The organism is Planctomycetaceae bacterium (assembly GCA_039680605.1).
Classification (GTDB): domain Bacteria; phylum Planctomycetota; class Phycisphaerae; order SM23-33; family SM23-33; genus JAJFUU01.
In genome coordinates this window covers 25,731-46,584 of sequence record JBDKTA010000061.1, presented here as the reverse complement: position 1 = coordinate 46,584, position 20,854 = coordinate 25,731, and the positions used below count along the sequence as shown (strand labels likewise).

Annotated in this window: 12 protein-coding genes; 3 read left to right on the top strand and 9 right to left on the bottom strand. The window is 63.1% G+C overall.

Going from position 1 to position 20,854, the window contains the following annotated elements; translation table 11 throughout:
* Positions 1 to 95 precede the first annotated feature (95 nt).
* The 3 genes from ABFD92_18330 to ABFD92_18320 all read right to left on the bottom strand — a co-directional run bounded on the left by ABFD92_18330 (position 96) and on the right by ABFD92_18320 (position 5,151).
* A complete protein-coding gene (locus ABFD92_18330) occupies positions 96 to 1,148 on the bottom strand; it encodes a PEP-CTERM sorting domain-containing protein (GenBank protein MEN6506499.1) in 1,053 nt (350 codons plus the stop codon).
* A gap of 28 nt (positions 1,149 to 1,176) precedes the next feature.
* Positions 1,177 to 2,997, bottom strand: coding sequence for a LamG-like jellyroll fold domain-containing protein (locus tag ABFD92_18325; protein ID MEN6506498.1), 1,821 nt, complete (start codon positions 2,995 to 2,997; stop codon positions 1,177 to 1,179).
* 189 nt (positions 2,998 to 3,186) lie between these two features.
* On the bottom strand, positions 3,187 to 5,151 hold the full coding sequence (locus tag ABFD92_18320) for a LamG domain-containing protein (protein MEN6506497.1): 1,965 nt from the start codon (positions 5,149 to 5,151) through the stop codon (positions 3,187 to 3,189).
* Between the two features lie 390 nt (positions 5,152 to 5,541).
* Between ABFD92_18320 and ABFD92_18315 the strand changes: the two genes are divergently transcribed.
* On the top strand, positions 5,542 to 7,011 hold the full coding sequence (locus ABFD92_18315; GenBank protein MEN6506496.1) for an alpha-N-arabinofuranosidase: 1,470 nt from the start codon (positions 5,542 to 5,544) through the stop codon (positions 7,009 to 7,011).
* Between the two features lie 409 nt (positions 7,012 to 7,420).
* A complete protein-coding gene (locus ABFD92_18310) occupies positions 7,421 to 7,702 on the top strand; it encodes a DUF6171 family protein (protein ID MEN6506495.1) in 282 nt (93 codons plus the stop codon).
* 910 nt (positions 7,703 to 8,612) lie between these two features.
* Here the strand turns inward: ABFD92_18310 and ABFD92_18305 are convergent.
* Both ABFD92_18305 and ABFD92_18300 read right to left on the bottom strand, forming a co-directional pair.
* On the bottom strand, positions 8,613 to 8,999 hold the full coding sequence (locus ABFD92_18305) for a HEPN domain-containing protein (protein ID MEN6506494.1): 387 nt from the start codon (positions 8,997 to 8,999) through the stop codon (positions 8,613 to 8,615).
* Complete coding sequence (locus ABFD92_18300; GenBank protein ID MEN6506493.1) at positions 8,983 to 9,306, bottom strand: nucleotidyltransferase domain-containing protein; 324 nt, start codon at positions 9,304 to 9,306, stop codon at positions 8,983 to 8,985. Before ABFD92_18300 ends, ABFD92_18305 begins: the two co-directional genes overlap by 17 nt.
* Positions 9,307 to 9,503: 197 nt before the next feature.
* Here ABFD92_18300 and ABFD92_18295 point away from each other — a divergent pair, with 197 nt between their 5' ends.
* Positions 9,504 to 10,382, top strand: coding sequence for a hypothetical protein (locus tag ABFD92_18295; protein MEN6506492.1), 879 nt, complete (start codon positions 9,504 to 9,506; stop codon positions 10,380 to 10,382).
* Positions 10,383 to 10,408: 26 nt separating this feature from the next.
* On the opposite strand, the gene ABFD92_18290 is transcribed toward ABFD92_18295, so the two are convergent.
* The 4 genes from ABFD92_18290 to ABFD92_18275 form a co-directional block, all read right to left on the bottom strand.
* On the bottom strand, positions 10,409 to 16,435 hold the full coding sequence (locus ABFD92_18290) for a PEP-CTERM sorting domain-containing protein (protein ID MEN6506491.1): 6,027 nt from the start codon (positions 16,433 to 16,435) through the stop codon (positions 10,409 to 10,411).
* A gap of 209 nt (positions 16,436 to 16,644) precedes the next feature.
* Positions 16,645 to 17,742, bottom strand: coding sequence for a transglutaminase domain-containing protein (locus tag ABFD92_18285; protein MEN6506490.1), 1,098 nt, complete (start codon positions 17,740 to 17,742; stop codon positions 16,645 to 16,647).
* Between the two features lie 88 nt (positions 17,743 to 17,830).
* Positions 17,831 to 18,475, bottom strand: coding sequence for a hypothetical protein (locus ABFD92_18280; protein MEN6506489.1), 645 nt, complete (start codon positions 18,473 to 18,475; stop codon positions 17,831 to 17,833).
* Positions 18,476 to 18,786: 311 nt separating this feature from the next.
* Entirely contained in the window at positions 18,787 to 20,787 is a 2,001-nt protein-coding gene (locus ABFD92_18275) for a TIM-barrel domain-containing protein (GenBank protein ID MEN6506488.1), read from the bottom strand.
* Positions 20,788 to 20,854 lie beyond the last annotated feature (67 nt).

Below are 20,854 nucleotides of genomic sequence, written 5' to 3'. Positions count from 1 at the left end.
GCCATTCTCCTTGCGTCAAAAGAACAGGATCCGTCCGTTAAGCTCGTGCTGCGTCCGACAGCACACGTGATTTACGAGAAAAAACCCCGCCTGCCTCAGCGGCGATTGCGCCGAATCAAGGCCGCGATGCCCCCGATGACCAGCAGACTCATCGTCGCCGGCTCGGGAATCGGGTTGGTGTAAGCGCCAGCGATGCCCCACTTCTCCTGAAGATAGTACCCAATGGCATTCTGCTCGTCGGCTGTCAGAGCACCGGTATAGAGCAGGACTTCATAGATGTCGCCGCCCCAAGCGCGGCTGCCGTAACCATCGCGGTCGGAGCCAATGCGGTTGGTATATCTCGCCCAAGTCGGAGCAGTCTCATCTATAGACAGGATGAAGGGGGTATTTAGGGAATATTTCTGCGTTACCAGGTTAATGCCTGTCCCGTCAAGCTTGCCGACCCAGTGCTCGTTCACCGTGCCATAATTGGCGAAAACGCCTGCGCTGCCTCCATTGTGGTAGTCGATGTTGCTGCTCTGGCCCATCATCGTGGAACTGCGGCTGGCGCGGGTTTCCTTGCCAACAAAGAATATGTACGTCGGGGTGATGGAAGGAATGTTGAACCAGTCGCCGATGTCGCCGGCGTAGACGTCGCACCGCATGGCGCCCAGGCCGTTCTGGGCGTTGGCGATCCAATGAATGCCAGTGTACGCGCCGTATCCACCTGTGCTGGCATTGTCATCGCCGCCGGCAAGATCGGCCCATGAGTAGACACGATCGCCGTCATTGACGCCGGTGATGGCGCTGGCATCGTATTGGGCTCGCAGTCCGGTTGTAACCGGCACAGGCGCCGCTGTGGCCACCGCCGCAAGCGCCAGAACAAGTCCAACCGTCAGAATTGTCGCAAGTGCCGTCCTCATTTTCCTGATCCTTTCAAAGATGCCATCGATTAAGGGCTCAACAGCCCAGACAGATGCCTGTACACAGACCGCATAAAACGGATGCGTAGAACCGTTGGTCCAGGATTTGCCCGCCTCCGTCTCTGCTCCCCAACCGGGCTTGAGGACCGGCTTCTCCTGGGGAATCAACGGGGCAATGAGGCCCAACAGAAAGAAAGTATAAGCCGATCCGACATTTTTGCAAGCCAAAAGCCCAGACTTTTCCAAGAAGTCCTTTTGAAGAGCTTGTGTGACCTTAATCGCTGGCCACGCCGGATCCGTCGTCGGAAAGTCTGATCGAGAATTTGCCGTCGCTGGAAATGGCTTTGCCCAGATCGCCCTTGAGGCCTTTGGCGGGTTTCCAGGTCTTGTTGCCGATCTTGACGCTGCCCTGGCCTGCCCCGTGCAGTTCCAGCAGCCCGTTGACCTGGTCGAGGTCGTACCGCAGGAAACGCGTCAACGCCAGCGAATGAATCGCGCTGACGTGCGCGGCGGGCAGGGTGCGGTCGAAGATGCCCACGTCGTCGATGTCTGCCGCGGCGGCGGGCTTTTCCCTCTCGCCGCCGAGGCGCCAAGCGTCCGCATCGTTCTTCGCCGGGGAATGGGGCGTGGGCGAGGAGTCGTTCTTGCCCGGCGCGGCTGGGCCCGCCCGCACGCCGTCGACGAAGAACGTCACCGCGTCGTCTTTGGCGGCGGGGTTGACGGCGGCAGCGACGTGGTGCCACTGGTTGTCGCCGCTCACCGTCAGTCCGTCCGCCACCCGCCGTGATTGCCCTTGTTCGATCCAGAGCCTGTTGTCGACGATCACCATCGCCATTCGCTTTCCGCCAGCCAGCTCGCATTCCAGGATGGGGCAGCGGCCTTTGAGGCTCTCTCCGCCGCGCACCCAGGCACTGAGCGTGACGACTTTGCTGTTGTCGGCATGGAGCGGGGCAGCCGGGTCCACCCTCACCGAGCCCGAAACCGCCGCGCTGCCCGCCACGGAGGGGTCCTTCAGGCGCAAGCCACAGCCGCGCACGCCGTCGTCGATCCAGGAGCATTGCTGCAGCTTTCCGACGCGCCCGCCCACGGCGTCGCGCGTCACCAGACCGTCGCCTTCGTTGAGCGGCCAATACGCCACCAGACCGTGCGCCAGAGGCCCCGGCGGCGCAGGCGGTGCAGCGGGCGGCGCCTTGACCGGCGCGGAGAGCGACTCATCGGCGGGCACGGGGACAGCCGCCGGACCGTCCAGCAGCCGCACCTCGTCCCAGGTGATGAAGTCGCGCCGGGCCACGTCGTTGGGCGAAGCCTCCAGCGGCGAACTCAGCGACGGGTCGCTGACGAATAGCTCCAGGTCTTCAAGATCGCTCTCCCGCGACCATGTCTCCACGGCCACGCCCTTGCCGGCGCTTTGCGAATTGAACCTCGCCTCGGTGAGTTTCTGCCCCTCAAGGGCCCAGAAGCCGCGCACGAGTTCAGGCCCGTCCCGCCGCACGGTCATCTCGGCCATCAGCAGGTACGTGTGGGCGGGAAGGTAATTCTCCACCATCGGCAAGGCCCTGCCGCCGGCAAAGACGCACAGCGAGCTGTCCATCAGCCCCAGGGCCAGGCCCTTGCTCTTGACCTGGTCGACATCCCTGCCCCTGACGCGATAGGGCCCGACGCCCATCGCCGCGATGGAACGTCGGTCGTTGGGCTCGGCGGGACGGATCAACACGCAGAAGGTGTAGACGCCGCTTTTGGCCACCGGCGGCAGCGCCAGCGGACGATGAAGAATGACCACCCCCTGACGCGCCCACTGCCCCAGGCTCCCGCCGGCGGACCGCTCCAGCAGATTGTGCGTGAGCTTGCCTGCCCGAAAATGATAGAAGACCGAGTTGCCCCGCCAGCCCAGATCCGGATCAAACCCCCAGACCCCCACCGACGGCGTCTGACCGTAGGGGCGGGAATGTTCCGCGTACGCGCCCGGACCGGCGCCGGCGACGAACCCGTCGTACATCAGGGTGGCCGATTTCTCGGCCATCGCACAGGCGCCCCATGCCGCAATCACCGCGACGACAGCAATCCCGCCTGCATATTTCCTGCCTTGAATCCTCATCGAGATGCTCCCTGGTGCAATAGATCGAGACTATTCTATTCACCCAGGAAGCGGGATTTCGGGCAAAAAAAAGCTATTCACCGCAGAGATCGCAGAGGTCGCAGAGATTGGAGGAAGTCATTAAATCAGACCTTCTCCGTCTCTATTCTTCTCTGCGTTCTTTGCGAACTCTGTGGTGAATCAGCTTTTCTACTCGCTCTTGACCCCCGTGCCACTGTCGTCGAGCTTGATGGAGAATTTGCCGCCCACGGAGGCGACTTTGCCAGGTTCACCCGAGAGGCCCGACGCGAATGCCCACGACACGTCGCCGATCTTGGCAGAGCCTTTGCCCGCGCGGTGCAGTTCGATCAGCGCGTTGGCCTGGGCGAGGTTGTACTTGAGCTTGTCGGACGTCTGTAGCGAATGGATGGCAATGACCTCTGCGGGCTTGAGGACGTAGCCGAAAACCCCGACCTCGTCGATGTCCCCCACCAGCGCATAGCTGGCGCCGCGCATAGACCAGCCGCTCTTCTCATCCAGGCAGTCGCGCCCGCCGATGTTCAGCGGGCTGGTCACGCCCACGTCGCCGTCGAGTTGATCTTGCGCCACGCGCGGTTTGGTGTCCTTGACTCCATCCACGTAAAACGTGATACCCGCGGCCTTGCTCATGCCGTCGTACGTGACGGCCACGTGATGCCACTTGTTGTCGCCGGGGACTTCAAGCCCGCCCCAGACCTTCAGGCGGTTGTCGCGCTGGGGATAGTTGATCGAGTTGGTCAGTTCCAGCTCGAGCTTGCCGCCGGTGATCATGAAGCCGATGCCCTTGATATCGGCGAAGATCCGCTCGGTGGCCTTGGCGCCGTTGGCCTTGGTGATGATGTCGGCGGCGTTCTTGAAATCCTCGCCGCCGCGAACCCAGGCGCTGTAGGTGAACTTGTGGTGACGCTCCCACGGCAGGTCGTTCTTGACTGCCGTCTCGTGCGGAACGCACACGGAGCTGGCCTCGTGATAGCCATATTTCACGCCGGTGTTGGCCTTGAAGTTCAGCGCCTTGCCGGATGCGCCGTCGCTGACCCACGTGCAACGGACGGTCTTGCCATCGCTCTTGCCAGCCGAGTCCTTGGCCGTCTCGCCCGTGCCCTCGTCGAAGTTCCAGTACGCCAGCAATTTCTCCGGCAGCGACGGGCGGGCCTTGAGCAGCTCTTCCTGCGGCACAACCGCCGTGGGCGCGGGAATGTGCGGCACGGGCACGACGGCCTTGCCGTCCAGCAGCCGAACCTCGTCCCAGGTGTCAAAGTCAGTTTTGGCGCTGTCGCCAACCGAAGCCTGCGGCGGGAACATCCCCTCGACATCCTTGATATACATCTGGAAACGGGCCAAGTCGTCCGGGCTCGACCACGTCTCTATCTGCACGCCCTTGCCGGAGTTGTCCTCGTTGAACTTGGCGGCCGTCAGCGCCTTGTCGCCGTCGATAACATAAAACCCGCGGATGAACTCGGGTCCATCCTTGCTGACGGTCATCTCCGCCATCAGCAGGTATACCTTGCCCACCTCGAACTGCTCGACAATGACGAAATGTTTGCCGCCGGCAAAGACGCACAGGTCGTCTTCGTAGTGGCCGAGGCTGACGCCTCGCTTGCCGTCGTTGCCCCCGCCGTGGGCGTCGCCCGAGAGGGGCGGGTCGTCAGGCACGAAACCGATGAAGCCGTAGGTCTCAGGGAAATTAGTCGTGTGGCCGTTCTTGCCCTTGGCCTTGGTCGTGGGGTTTTCCCACGCCTGGTACAACAGGCACAGCGTGTACACGCCCGTAGTCGACACCGGCCCGGCCGCCAGCTTGCGCCCGACGCAGCGGTGGCCGTTATACGTGTTGTGCCCCAGCGAGCCCTTGCTGGTTTTCTCCAGCAGGCTGTGCTTGAGTTCGCGCCCGTAACGGCTGAGCAGGTGGCTGGTGCTGCCCGTCCAGCCGTGTTCGGCGTCGAAGCCCACCGTGTCGCATATCGGTCCGCCCGAGGCGACCAGGCGGATGTGATTCCGATAGGACCCGGCGCCCACGCTGGTGGCAAAGCCGTCGTAAACCAGCGTCTTGGGTTTATCCTGACCAAAGACCGCTCCGCCGCAAATGGACAACGAAGCCACAGCCGCGACCGCCAGACAAACCGTTGTTTTGAGGCGCATAGTTTTTAGCTCCTTGTAGAGATTGAACCGCAGGCTGTAAGACTTGTTTCGTCTCAAAAGATAACAACCGACGACGAGGACGAGGACGAAAAACGGGACCCGAGGGGGACGTTAGCGGTCGAGCTTGCTCGACGCGGTTCTTCAGACCCTGTAAACGCGCGGAGCAAGTCGAAGATCCGCCGTGGCGGGCTACGCCGCTAACTCTTCGACCCTGATCCCAATCCTCTTAATCTTCTCGATCCAGTAATCCCGCACTCCCCTATCCCGTTTCATCGTCCTCGTCCTCGTCCTCGTCCTCGTCGTCGGCTTTTTTCTTCGCCCTATTCGAGGCCGACATATTGACACCGCCCGCGCGCAAGTGATAATGCCTTTCCACGAAAGGAACACTCAATGAACAAACTTTGGATTAACGCCGACCAGCCGGTCGGGACCATCGACAAGCACGTGTACGGGCATTTCTCCGAGCACCTGGGCCGCTGCATCTACGACGGCTACTGGACGGGCGAGAAATCGAGCATCCCCAACACGCGCGGGATCCGCAACGACATCGTCAAGGCCCTCAAGAAGATGGGCATCCCGAACCTGCGCTGGCCGGGCGGGTGCTTCGCCGACGAGTACCACTGGATGGACGGCATCGGCCCCAGGAACCAGCGGCCCAAGATGATCAACACGCATTGGGGCGGAGTCGTCGAGAACAACCACTTCGGCACGCACGAGTTCTTCGACCTCTGCGAGCAGCTTGGCACCGAGCCCTACATCTGCGGCAACGTCGGATCGGGCACCGTGCAGGAAATGCAGCAGTGGGTCGAGTACATCACCTTCGACGGCAAGAGCCCGATGACGGACCTGCGCCGAAAGAACGGCCGCGAGAAACCCTGGAAGATCAAGTTCTGGGGCGTCGGCAATGAGAACTGGGGCTGCGGCGGCTCGATGCGCCCCGAATATTATGCCGACAACTATCGCCGCTACGCCACATACTGCCGCAATTTCTCGGGCAACCAGCTCTTCCGGATCGCCTGCGGCTCGTGGAATGACAACTACAACTGGACCGACGTGCTCATGCGCGAGTGCTACGGCCGCATGCAGGGCCTGAGCTATCACTTCTACTGCGGCTCGGGCAAGAACTCCCGCTCGGCGACGCAGTTTGAGGAGATCGACTGGGCCTGGCAGCTCAAGACCGCCCTGCAGATGGACGAGTTCGTCGCGCGCCACAGCACCGTGATGGACAAGTACGACCCGCAGGCCTCCGTGCCGCTGGTCGTCGACGAATGGGGCGCCTGGCACGCCTGCGAGCCGGGCACCAACCCCGGCTTCCTGTACCAGCAGAACTCCATCCGCGACGCCCTGGTCGCCGGCGTGACGTTCAACATCTTCCACAAGCACTGCAAGCGCGTTCGCATCGCGAATATCGCCCAGACGATCAACGTGCTCCAGGCCGTCGTGCTCACCGAAGGCAAGAAGATGATCCTGACGCCGACGTACCATGTCTTCGACATGTTCCAGGTACACCAGGATGCGGCCGCCCTCAACATGGCCATCGAGAGCGACAACTACGTCTGCCAGGACGTGACGGTTCCAGCCGTCAGCGCGTCGGCCTCGAAGGACGCTGCGGGCAAGGTGCATGTTTCGCTGTGCAACCTGGACGCCGACAAGGCGCAGGAGATTTCCGGCCTGGTGCGCGGCGCCGACGGCGCGAAGATCACCGGCACGGTTCTGACCGCCCCGGCTATCAACACCTGCAACACCTTCGACAAGCCCAACGCCGTCAAGCCCCAGGACTTCGACGGCGCCACCCTCAAGGCCGGCAAACTGACCGTCAAGCTGCCCCCAAGAAGCGTGGTGGTGCTGGAAATAGCGTAACAACAGTAATCAGTAATCGATAATCAGTAATCGGCCGGACCCGTATCACGGGCGTCCGCAGTGGCACGGGCGTCCCCCGTAGCACGGGCATCTTCCCCGTGAGTAGCATGGGCGTCTCGCGTATGCTCTTGCCGTGTGGCATGGGCGTCTCGCCCATGCTCTTGTTGTGTGGCATGGGCGTCCCGCCCATGCCTGTTATCCGTGTCGCGGACGTCCCCTCCGCGCGTGGCGAGGGCATCTTGCCCTCGTCTGCTGTTCGTGTAAGCGGACGTCCGTCCGCGTGTCCCGCGGGCGTCCCGCCCGCGAGTTATCTTCGCCCCCAGCGGGGCGATAAGGACATAGCCGGGGGCGAGGCCCCCGGTACAGGTTCCTCATGACGACCGCCCCAGCGGGGCGGGCAGGTTTTGTAATGCCGTCTGACTCCCCATCCACCGCGACGGAAAACTGCAAAGGCTGCCGCACCAGCGTGCGAATCCCCCCGCACGAGGTCCAGCGCATCCTTGACGAGTACCTCCGCGATCATCCCCAGCCCTTAGCCGACGAGCCAACCATCCATCGCCGCCTCAAGACCTGCGCCGCCTGCGAAGACCTCCAATACTCCACCACCTGCCGCCACTGCGGTTGCCTGGTGGCCATCCTCGCTCATCTCAAGGGCAAGCAGTGCCCGCACCCTGAAGGAGCGAAGTGGTAGGCAGATCAAGAGTACGAGAGTATCAGCACGTCGGGTTAATCCACCTCGACAATTGACCTTGGCGATGTGAAGATGATACAGTGTGTCTGTCGCCACCGGGACGGTTTTCTCACGGGGCATAAGGTACAGATTCTATGACTCCTCAAGAAATCTATCAGCGAGCGCAATATTATCTACAAGAGCGAGCACCAGAAGCCGTCTGGGTGTTGAGTTGGGATAATGAACAGACGGTGTTGGTGGTGAGGGAAGAATCTGCGGGGCTCCCCAATTGGCCTGATGGCCTTTCAATCCCTGCTGCCGACCCCGGCCCGCGTTCAACTCACTTGACAGGGATGGTTCTCGATCCGAGGCCCTTGGACTTCACAGCAGATGTTGAGCCACTTCTGGAGGCAGCAGTGGTCTCATTTCGGAGTGCTCGCAGCAAGGCTTGAAACTCATTGGATTTGCCTTGAGGAAAAGGGGGCAGGTCCTGGAGTTCTGGGGACGGACTTATTTAATTCATGCATGAAGAAGCCAGCGAGTCACCGTGAGGAGCGAGTTGTCCGGCGGGTGGCATGGGTACCTGAGAAGGCCTTGGCGGTCGGGTGCCACGCACAACTCCGTTGTGCGTGCCAATGTGCCCTGGGCCAGGAAAGAACCGTCGGCGGAAATGAGAATGGCCGATGCAGGACAAGCTGTTCTGCTCTGAATGTTCAGGGACACGCACAACGGAGTTGTGCGTGGCACCCCGGTCACCGTCTCGGGCGGTGCGAAGCGCGGCGGCGATGGGCGGGCTGAGATTTAAGCGGGACGGCTGTCTGGACTTCGCGCTCCAAAGTCTCAATCACGACGGAGTTGAGGCTCTTGCCGCTGGCCTTGGCGAGCACGTCCAACCGCCGGTGCAGATCGGTGCTGACCGGCCGTGCAGGGCCTATCCAAGCTGTGACTCAACCCATCGGCGAACCTGCCGAACCAGATCGAGCATCTCTTGGCGATCAACCGGCTGGTCCAGGCTCATCGCTTCGTAGCGAAGCAATGTTCCGTAAGGAGTCAGGTCGTCGACACGATCGATCCTCTCTGGCAAAGCGCATCCTATGTCTCGCAGCAGGTCAAGAAGCTCTCGCAAATCATGGGTCTTTCGGTAACGGATTTCGCGAAGGGACAGGGCCGCCTTGAGCAACTTCTCAATCGCCTGCTGGGCATGAAACCCGACGATTTCATCGGCGACGCGTGGCGAAGCAAGAACCTCTTCCAGCAGGACCTCGTCCTGCCGCGCTTTGGCCAAAAGTACAAGCGCCTGTTCACGCGGCCTGGTCATAGAGAACCTTGCCGTCCGTGGCGGCCTCGAACATGAGGTTGCCGGGCGTGTCGGCCCAGTAATTGAAGTAGTCCTCGCTGACGACGATGATATCGACGGGAATGCGCAGCGGGCTCAGAACGCGGCGCAATCGAACGGTTTCGGCAATCACGTTGGGCACCGCTGCCTCGATGACCATGAAATCCACGTCGCTGTCTTCGCCGGCGCGCCCGGTTGCATGCGAGCCAAACAAGATGATCCGCTTGGGATCGGCTGCTTTCTTCAGCAGCAAGACCGCTTCCCGAATTGTCTGTTCGTCTACACCCATGGACCGAATCGCCTTATGACAAACAACACTAAGCCCATAGCCACCGAAATTCAAGCCCAAGCATAATCTCTTACCGCCAGCCTTGGCGAGCACTGTCCAGCCGCCGGGCAGGTCGGTGCTGCCTCGCATCACGAAGCGGCCGGTGATATACTGCGGCCGCCGCGGCTGATCGCGGCTATCAGTCTCGAGTGTGCGCTATGGGCGAAAAACTTGCTGCTTTGACGAATCAGACGCGGGGCGACCGGTGGGTCAAAGCGGCAGCGGCTGCATGGCTTGTGGCGGTTTGCCTGGCGTTGGTCGGTTGTCGGGACCCCCGGCCGTTGACGCCGGCGCGGCAGCTTAACGCGGAGCAGTTACTGGCTTTGCCGACGCCCGAGCACGAGCACTGCTATGCCCTGATCTTCAGTTCCCAGAGGCCTTCGCACGAGCCGCGCTACACGCACACGTGGGGCACGGCCGTGCGGACGATCGAGCTGCCCGGCCAGCCTCGGCGGATCATTGCCGTCGATACGATCAGTTGGATGCCGGCGACGCTGGAGATCGTCCCGGGAAGGCTCACGCCCGAGAAGGGCGTCAACCTGGGGCTCGACGCGACGATCCAGGAGATGCTTAAGCAGCAGGAGCGGGTCTCCCTCTGGGGGCCGTACGAAATCTGGCGGGGGCTCTACCTGCGGTTCATCGAGCAGAAGGGCTTCATCGAGTCCGGACGCATCGGCTACCAGTGCATCGATCAGATCGGCGGGGCGGCGCGGAACGCCAATGCCTCGAACTGCTTTCACGCCATCACCGACATGGACCCGCAGTTCGGCCGCGGCGAGTACCCGTTGATCCGCTACGGCGACGACGCCTCGGAGAATATCGTGCGTCAGCTCTTCCGCCGGCCGCTCCTGATCAATCCGCGCCACACCCACGACTGGCTGATCAAGGCCCTTGGCCTGGACCGCTACCCCATCACGTTCCGCCGTTACAGCGGCCCTGCCAGGGAGTTTTCGCCCGAGGCGATGCGGGCCGAAGCGGAGGCCTACATGCCTGCGAGCCAACCGGCGTCGGCCCCCGCCAGCGCCAACAGCAAGTGAACGCACCAGGCTCATCGTCCGCGCGATCATGCCTTCCTGCGTCGTCGCAACAGCCCCATGACGCCCAGGCCGGTGCTGAACAGCACCATCGTCGCAGGTTCCGGCAAAGCCGTGACCTCCCCGTTGATCACCGTCCCGCCCAGATCAGCGTAGCTGTAGCAGTAGATGTGATAGCCATTCAAGTCAAGCGTCGAGCCGTTGCCGACGATCAAACGATTCACATAGAGCGCTTCATTGCCCGACCACAGCGGCTGGTTATCGAAACTGTTGACCAACTGCACATAGCCGGTATCGACGCCGCCGAGCTTGAGCGTGCCCAGGGTGAAGTTCAGATCAAAGCCTTCTGGAACCAGCCCCAGGTCGCGGCCGGCGACTTCAAAAAAGTCGATCTGTCCCGCACCGCCTTCGAAGACCATCGTCAGGTTGGCCAATCCGGCCAGACTCCCAGCGTCGGTTGATTCATTGGTGTACTGCGACCCGGTCATGTGGATCGTGCTGCCCGCCACCGCGCTGAAGACGGCCGTGGCGCCGAACGAGAGCTTGGTCGAGACGGTGATGTGCGCCGCGGCGCCGGTGATGCGGAGTGTTCCGCCGCCCAGGCGGCCAACGTTCAAGGTGCCCACATTTAGCGAGCCGCCGCTGATGTCGTACGAGCCCGCGCCAGTGGCCTGCACGCCCAGGGTGATCGTGCCGGCCTGGGCGCTGCCGCCGGACTGCTGGACCTGGCCCAGGCCCTGCGTGCCGACGTAGAACCCGGTCGCATTGAGGCTGCCGCCGGAAAGGCGGAACGTGCCGCTCTTGTTCTTCGATACCCCGACATTGAGCGCTCCGGTAACGCTGTGCGTGCCGCCGGACTGCTCGAACAGGCCGGTGCTGGAGTAGCCGATGTCCTCCTCCATCTGCACCTGCAGCACGCCGGCGCCGCTGAGGCGGTACGTTCCGCTGCCGCCGGCGCTTCTTCCGACATAGAGCGTGGTGACCTGATTCGTCCCCCCGCTGTGGACGAACTCGCCGACGCCGTTATATCCGACGTACTGCGACGGGGCAGAAAAGCTGCCGCCCTCAAGCTCGTACCTGCCGCTGCTGCCAAGAGCGTAGGCAAGGTAGAGAACGTTGGCGGCCGTCACGGTCCCGCCGCTCTGTGTGAGCGTTCCCTGGCCCAGATATCCGCTGTAGATGCTCGACCCGGCCGCCAGGCTGCCGGCGGTAATGGTGTAATGGCCCTGCACGGCGGCCGATTCACCCAGATGCAGACTGGTCATGCTGTTGCTACCGCCGGTCTGCGAGAACTCGGCTGAGGCACTGTAGCCCACCGTGAGATAGCTGATCGAGAGGCTTTTGTCCGCAGCCAGAGTCACCTGCCCGCTGCCGCTGCCGCCGCCGTGGCCGATCTGGATGTCGCCGGAGGTTGCGAGACTGTCGAATCCCGTTAGACGGTTCACCCGCAGCAGAGAATAACCGTTACTGGAGATACTGCCATGCATGCCTTGGCGGACCTCGTCGGCAATGACCACGCCGCCGTTGAGGGCGAACGACCCGATCCCCTCCAGGCCGATCTCGATCCTGCTGCCGCCCGCATTCAGTATGCCGCCGGAAATAGTGTAGCTTCCATGGCCGTTGGTCAGCGAGCCGATGTTAAGATTGCCGCCCGTCAATTGCACTGTGCCGCTGACCTGGCGGAACTCGCCGCCGCCGCCATAACCCACGTCCAGTTCCCACGCCTGAAGCAATCCTGCGTTCATCTCATACGTGCCGCCGCCGTAAGTCGTCTGGCCCAGGCTGATCCACCCGCCGACGGTGACGGTTCCGCCGTTCTGGGTGAACGTGCCGCTGCCGCTGTGGCCGACGTACATCATGCTGGCGGCATTGAGCGCGCCGCTGCCGCTGAGAGTGTATGTGCCGTCGCCCAGTGCGTGATAGCCCAGGATGAGCCCGCCGGTGTTGTGCGTACCGGCGATCTGCGTGTATTGCCCGACGGCCTCGTAACCCACCTCGGTCTGCAGCGACTGCACCGTGCCGCCGGGTTGCATGAAGGCGGCCTCGGCGTCGTGCCCGACGCGCAGGGCGCCGCCGGTGGTCATGCTGCCGCTGACGGCCAGCGTGAAGGTCGTGCCCTGGCTGAACCCCATGCCGTTACCAAACTCCATCGCACCGTTGGTAGCGAAGGAGGTTCCGCTGAGGGTGAGCTTGTTGACGCGGATCTCGCTCATGGCGGTGCTGGTCAGCGAGCCGGAACTGCCCATCAGCAATTCGTCGGCCGACAGCACGCCGCCCTCGAGTGCCAGCCTGCCCGCGCCGTCTACGCCAACGCTCAGCGTAGAGGTGTTCAACGTGCCGTCGGTCAACTGGTAGACCGCCGTGCCGGCGCTGCTGCCCACGCTCATTCCCATGCTTGCCTGAACCGTGCCGCCGCCCTGGTGGAACGTGCCCATCCCCTGCCCGCCCACGAAGAGGAACATCGTCTCCACATAGGCATCGCCGGAGGTGGTGAAACTACCGCTGGACCCTGCGCCGTTGCCGATGTCCAGGTCGTTCATCACGATCACGCGGCCGCCGGTCTGTTCCATCCGCCCCACGCCGCTCTGCCCTACCGTCATCGTGCCGGCCATCACGTTGCCGTTGTCGAGGATGAACGTGCCGTCAGAGCCGCTCTCGTTGCCGATGACCAGGCTGTTCATCATCTGGCTGAGGCCTTCCACTTGGCTGAACACGCCCACGGCCCCGGCGGCGCTGCCCACGAGAGCCTGGTCTGCCATCACCAGCGCCCCGGTCGTGCCGTCGTAGTTGTAGGCGCCTGTGTGACCAGCGCTGACGCCCAGGCTCAGCAGGTTCGTCACGTGAGTGCCGCCGGTCTGGTTAATGGCGCCCGCCGCCCCGCGGCCCAGTTCGGTAACCAGGGACTGCACGTTGCCTTCCTGCGAAAACACGGCGTCGCTTTCGTAGCCGATCGTCAGCGTTCCGCCGACCGTCAGCGATCGATCCGCCGCAAGCGTCTGGGCGGAGGCTCCCTCCCCGCCGGCATGGCCGAACTGGAGATGGCCGCCGGTGGCGAACTCTGCAGGAGCGAAAGAGAGGCTATTGACCCGCAAGATGCTGTCGGCCTCGCCCGTGAACGTGTCTTGTTGGGCCAATCCCAATTCCCCGGCGATAACGGTTCCGCCGGAATGGATCGTCAGGGAGTTATTGGAGACATTGGTATAGCCTTGGAGATATCCCGCCCTGAGCAATCCGCCGTCGCCGACAGATACCTGGGCGTGATCCATATACAGGACGCCGGCATAGACGGTCTGGCCGGCGTTGACGGTCAGTTGGGCATCTTCGCCCGACGAATAATACGTGGTCATCGAAAGCGTGCCGCTGACGGAGAAAGAATCCGGCCGGTTGGTGATCTGTCGCACCTTCAGCGAGCCTCCGGCGCCTTCGCTATAGAACGTGGACGCGCCGTTGCCAAAGACCAGTTCGTCAGCGACCACCTCTCCGCCCAGCAGTTGAAAGAGCCCCTCGCCTTCCTGGCCAAGTTGGATCCGCCCGCCCGCCACACTCAGATGCCCGTCGCGTATCCTGTAGTTGCCAAATCCTCCGGCGTTGCTCCCCAGATACAGATTGCCCAGGGTGACCAAGCCGGCAGACTGCTCGACGTCGCCCAGTCCGGACGCGCCCACGTTCATCGTCTGCGCAGTAAAGTAGCCCGCGACGATCTCCAGCACGCCTGTCGAACCCAACTCGCTGCCCAGGGTCACGTCGGTATCGCACTCCACTTCGCTGTAGTTGCTTGCGAGTCTGAGGCGCCCGTATCCGGCGCGACCCAATGTCAGCGTTCCAGCATTAACCTCGCAATTGAGCAGGTCCAGCGTCCCACGGCCCGTTGCATGATCCCCCAGCACCAGGTTCTGGCTGATGACATGTGAGGGATAGCCTGTGGCAGTCACTGTCGCAGCGGCGTCATAGCCGATGACCAGCGACTGGTCGGCACGGAGAGTCTTGTTCTCCGGGATAACGTAAGAGCCACTGCCGCTGCCGCCGGAATAACCCAGTTGGAGCGTTCCCGCAAGTTCGATGCTGCCGGACTCCCCCTCCTCGTGCTCGATCGTGTTCACCCGGAGCACGCCGGCGGAACCGACCCCCACCGTGCCGCCGACATGGGCATCGTTGTAGTACAGGAACAGCGTGTCGGCGATGGCCGTTCCGCCGCCAATCCAGAGCGTCCCGCGCCTGCCCGAACCTACGACAATGCGTCCGGCGCTGACGTCCAGCAGTCCAGCCGACATCTCGTACGCCCCGGTGGCGGTCGGGTTGCCCAAGGCCAGATTCAGATCCTGATCAACGCTTACCGTGCCGCCGCTCTGGACGAACTGCCCTCTGCCTGCCCATCCGATATTCACTATCGTGGCCGACAGGCTCCCGTTGCCGGAAAGGGTGTATGTCCCGACGCTTGACGAGCGCTCGCCGATCATGACCTCGGCGGCATCGACGCTTCCGCCGGACTGACTGAACTCGCCGGAGCCCTCATAACCGAGGCGGATGTGGTTGGCCGTTAATGTGCCTCCCGATAGTTGATACGAGCCCGTGCCGGAGGCCCCGTGGCCGACTTCCAGCGCATCGGCGACGGTCACTGCTCCGGCAGATTGCCTGAAGGTGCCCTCTCCGGCAGCGCCGACGGTGATAGAGCCGCCACCAAAGGTTCCGCCATCGACATCCACAATGCCACTTGCGCCCGTTTCTGCGCCCAGAACCATCGTTGAACCACTGACTGTGCCGGACACCTGGCGGAAGTGTCCCTGGCCTTGCACGCCAACCTGCGCGTTCTGGAACGTCACCTGGCCGCCGCCGGAAAGGGTATAGTGCCCGTTGCCTTCCGCCCACACGCCGATCAGCATTTCGCCGGTTGACAGGCTCCCACCCCCCTGGTCGATGCTGCCCGATCCATTGACGCCAACGCGGGCTGCGCCGGATGCGGTAGTGGTCGTGTTACTCAGCGAAACAAAACCATCGCTGATGAGATCGCCATCAAGGAAGATCCGGCTGTCAATGGCATCCAGCCGGGCACTCTCCGAAACCTGCAGCGCTCCCAGATGCAGACTGCCCTCGGCGTGAAGTTGGGCCGAGGTCTGCTGCCCCAGCAGCGTCACCTTCTGGGCGTAGACGTTGCTGGAAATGTGCAGCAATCCGCCATTGGCAAATTCCACGACCGCCAGCGCGCTTGCATCGGGCCCCTGGCCCCCGACCCAGTTGGCAGCCTGCTCCCAACGCGTGCTGGTTTGCGCGATGCCTTCATCGGTGACCCCGCCTGTCCCGGCGCCGGTCCATTTGACGGCGGCGAAAGACGTGTAGCCCACGAGGTTGTCGAAATTGCCGTTGCCGTCCCAGTCCAGGCGCCAGCGGTCATTCTCGAACGTGTAGGAGTGCGTGACGTAGTCCAGTCCGTCTTCGTCCGCGTCGGAATGGCCGAAGGTCATGGTGTCGGCGGTTATCGCGACGACACTGAATGCGTGGCCGGGCACCGTCATCCCCAGAGGCAAGCCCTGGCGCAGAAGGTCCATACATTCCTGCACGGGCGAGCCGGTCCAGGCATAATCTTGACCTGTACTCGCCTCAACAATGCGATATCCACTTCGGATGAGCGGTGTTCCTATCGAGCCGGTTCGAGTCCAGTCGGCGGTGAATGACCCGTCACGCGAAAGCATGCCGTCGACATACATCCAGCGGTGGTAGTAGTCGCCACCGCCGATGGTGCGGATCATGTTGGACGCCGTGGCCGCCCAGCAACTGTCGTCGATATCCGCCTTCCAGGTGCCCCAATTCTCGCCGGCGTCGACTTGCCTATTGTCATTGAGGTCCTGGGCAAAGGTTTCGGAAACCGGTTCCCCCAAGTCATAGAGCCCCGACCCGTTGAGATCCTGGTAATAGTTCCTAGTCCAGCTCAATCCATGCTGCGGCTGGTTGGCAAGGTGGTACTTGTCCTGGTCGTACCACGTGCCGGCATAGCGCGCCTGGGCGCCGGCGATGCCGCAGGCGCAGGCAATTGTCCACAACAATGTAAGAAGGGAGCCCATCCTCCGGCAAGACACCTTGAAGCGGGGCATTCCTGATCTCCTTATTCGCCAGATGAGACTGGCGACGTGAAACAGCCAGAGAGGCGCCGACAATCCGTCCTGTCACCGGCAAGAGGCTCCTGGCTCGGCCGTCATTCTACCATGAAAGTCAAATGTGACCAGTGGCAGGATATGTTTCTTCGTTGCTCCGGACTTGAACAGCTTTCCTGTCAGTCCTTCGGCGACGGGTAGGCGAGCACCTTGTCGGTCGTGTAGTAGACGCCGAGGGAATGGGCAAGCACAGGGTTTTGCCCCAAGCCGATTTCCTCGATCCCGTTGTCCTTGGTGAAGACGCCAAAGCGCAACTGATCGCGGCGGTCGGCGTCGTGCAACTGGCGGAGCAAGTCGAACAGGCTGAGCTTCGCGCCCCCGGGCGCCTGGCGAACGTAGGCGCAGTGCAACGTCAGATCGAACCAGCACCAGCGCCCTCGCAGGCGGACTTCGCCGGCAGTGTGGCCGTCGCTGGCCTGGATGTGCAGCCCTTGCACGATATGCACGGGAGGCTTCAGTTCGACGATGCGCGCTGCCAGCCCCAGTTCAGAGAACACATCCCGGGCGATCGCGCTGAGGCCGCTGCAATCGGCATAGCCGACGCCACTGCGAACTTCTTTAAGAAGCGCAAGACCATCCGGCGAATAAACCAGACGCCCGCGATGGTGCATGGTTGCCGCCAGTGCAGCCTCCAGCGCGTTGAAGACCTGCAGGAAGCGGGCGGTCTCCTCCTCTTCCAGTCGCGCGATGTTCAGATCGGCGCGGAGTTCGCCGGCGCGCGGCCCGATGCGGACCGCCCGCGCCGCGACGCGCCCACGCGGCATGCTGGTCGTCGCGATGAGCACGCCAGGCCGCTTGGCCTGCAGCGAGCGATAGAAGTCGGCCGAGAAGTAACGCAGCAGCAGCGGGTACTGGCGACCGGCCGCAACCACCGCCAGGGTGCGCTGCGCTTCTTTGGCATGAAAGTCAAAGGGGACGCGCAGGCGGCCTGCCTCGACCGGCAGGAGAGAGCCTTCGGAGCTGACCGTGAAGGGCACGCGGGCGTCAAAGCTCAAGACGGCCTCCCCGGCGGCAGGGTCGGCAGAAAGCTCGGCCAGAACGATGTCGTCATCGGGCGGATAGATCTGCTGCAGCAGCGAGAATTCTATCTGTGGGGGCGGGTCGCGGTGCTTGCGGACCGAACGCGACGGCCAGAAGATCACGCAGGCCAGGGCGACGCCGCCTGTGACGATCAAGGCGATTTGAAGTACCCGCCGGCTTTGCCATCCGTGCCACATACCCGATCTCCCGCCAAGTGTATCGGTCGAAACAGACGCTGAACATCAATCCGCGCCTGCCGGGGTCGCCAGCGGCGCCGCCGCGGGTTCAATACGAGCGGCCGTGGGCGGCGGAGAGGATGTTGATGGCATTACAGCCGAAGTTCAGGAACCAGATCACCAGGATCATGTGAGGAATGACAAAGAACGGCGCCACCGGCCCGATGATCCAGAACAGCCCTGCGGGCATGCTCAGACCCAGCAGGGACGCCAGCCATATGGGGGCAACCGGTAACGACAAACGCCGCCGGTCGCGAAGCTTGTTGTAATCCAGCGCCCAGACAATCGCCACAATCATTGCCCACACCGTATTCAAACACGGAACCAGAAACAGAAGCAGCGCCGAGGAGGGCGCCATCCGAGCGGTGGACAAAATGGCGCTCCACATGTTGAACAGCGTGAACAGATATACGGCCAAGGCTATCATCGCCATCACTGCTCCGCCGGCCAGCCACAGCTCGCCATCCTCGCCCAATTGTTTGTCGAGGATAGAAATGCTCGTTTGGCCGTTCACCGTGACCCACCTGAACGCGGAAAACGAGTTGGGCTTCTGCGGTGGCGCCGGAACATTATGAGGCTCGTAATACGCGGCGGAGGAGGCCGCCGCCGCGCCGGCCATAGTAACGATGTACGTCAGCAGAACCAGCGCCTTGCTGATGGACGTGCCCTTACGCACCGGCTGAGGCTGAGTCACTACAGCCGCCGGGACGTCTGCTGCCGGTCTTGGTGCAACGTGCGCCTGCGCCCCGGCTCGCACATACGCCAGGCAACTCAGGCACCGCACGCGCTGCCCCGCAGGTGGCTCGTGATCGGCGATCTGGTTCCCACAATAGGGACAGGAGAATGTTCTCATACGAATTCCCGCCTGGCTCGCCCAATTCGGACCCTGGGCAACGGCCCCAATCTACGCACGTTGAAATCCTCATGCAAGAGCCAACTCCGAAGCGGCATGGCTGCCCAAGACAGCCGCGTGAGGCCCGTCACTGGGCAAGCTCTCGAGCTTCTTCAAGGCTCGGATGGAGGTATCCACTGGCTCTTGTCACGCGTGAAGACAGGAATCGACTCGATGGGCGCATCGACCGTTACGGTCTCGCTGCCAGGGTACACTGCTCCTGTCCACGCGTTTGTCCATGTGGCGCCGGCGGGGAGATAGACTTGGCGCTGCCGTCGGCCGTAGTCCAGGATGGGGGCCACGAGGATGTCGGGGCCGAACATGAACTGGTCTTCGATCTGGCAGGCCCGCGGGTCGTCGGGGAAGTCGAAGAACAGCGGGCGCTGGGGCGGGGCGCCGTGCGTCGAGGCCAGGTCCATCTGGGCCATGATGTAGGGCTTGAGGCGCTCGCGCAGCAGGATCGCGTCGCTGATGCAGCGGCAGGCCTGCTCGCCGAAGGACCAGGGTTCATTGTGGGGGCGGCAGCCGTGCGTGCGGAAGATCGGCGTGAAGACGCCGTACTGGTACCACCGCACGATCAGCTCGCGGAAGTAGTCGCTGTCGGGATCGGGCGTGATGAACCCGCCGATCTCGCTGGCGTGCCAGACGATGCCGCTCATGGCCATGTTCAGCGCGGCTTTCATGTACGTTCGCAGGTGCTCGAAGCTGGACATGATGTCGTGGGCGGCCGGGGCGGCGCCCCAGCGCTGACTGCCGGCCCAGGAGCTGCGGCAGATCGTCACGACGTCCTTTTCGCCGGCGGCGTGCAGGCCCTGGCAGACGTTCTTCTGATGCGCCACGGGGAAGTAGTTGTGTACCTCGACGCCCGGGCCGATGTGGAACTGCACGGCCTCGTAATCGGCGATCTCGTGCAGGTCGTCGCACGGGTCCAGCCAGAAGGTGCGGATGCCCTGGTCGACGTAGTTCTTCTTCCACTTGTCCCACAGATAAGCGGCGGCTGCGGGGTTGGTCGGGTCATACTGGTGCATCCAGTTGTCTTCGCCGTTGACGCCGCCGAAGCACACCGTGTCGCACCGGCCGGCGGTTGAGCCGGTAAAGAGGCCCGCCTCCTTCATCGGCTGCCAGTTCCGGCTCATCGGGTGAACGAGCGTCCAGGGCGAGATCATGATCCGCACGCCCAGGTCGTTCAGTTCGCGCACCAGGGCGGGCACGTCGGGCCAGGCCTGTGGGTCCAGGGCCCAGTCGCCGGTGTGCGTCCAGTGCAGGAAGTCGATCACCAGCACCGACAGCGGCAGGCCGCGCCGCTTGAACTCGCGCGCGACGGCCAGGAACTCCGCCTGGCTGGCGTAGCGCAGCTTGCACTGCCACAGACCCGCCGCCCACGCCGGAAGGGGCGGGGCGTGACCGGTGGCGTCGGCGTAGCGGTGCATGATGTCGGCGCAGGAGTCGCCGGTGCAGATGAAGTAGTCGATCTGCCGGCACCCGTGCGAGACCCAGCGCGTGAGATTGTGCCCAAGCTCCACGCGGCCGACCGATGGATTGTTCCACAGCAGGCCGTACCCTTCGCTGGAGACCAGAAAGGGCACGGTGTGCTTGACGTGCCGCTGGTAGAGGTCGATCACGCAGCCCTTGAGGTCGAGCGTGCCGGTGGCCTGCAGGCCCATGCCGTAAAACCGCTCGCCCTGGCGCGGGGCGAAATGCACCTCGCTGTGGCAGAGCCCCTCGCCGCGCGGACGGTACACGCGCGTCGTCGGATTGTGCGCCCAGACGACGTAGTCCTGTTCCGACAGCAGGCATTTTTCAGCCCCGTCGCTGCCGCGGCGGAAGAACTGCAGATAGCCGCTCTGCGTGTAGATGTCGCTGATACGCGCGGAGATCTTGCCGTTGCGGATGACGGCCGCGGCGTCGGTGACCTCGATCTGCGCCCGCCCGCGCGCCGCCGGTTCGCCCGCCGGGCCCGTCAGCGCCCAGGGCGTCGGCAGAATTTCCGGCCCGACCGTCGCCCGCACGCGGAGCGAGTCGCCGCCCCAGGGCTCGATCTGGAGAATCTCGCTGCCCTGGCGGTGGACCAGGGCGCCGTCGACTATGCTGATTCGCTCTTTGAGATTGGCCATAGATCAGCTCTCTTGCGTTGCCCGCGCCGGCCGCATTCCGCCCGACGCCTGTGTATGTAACCCATCG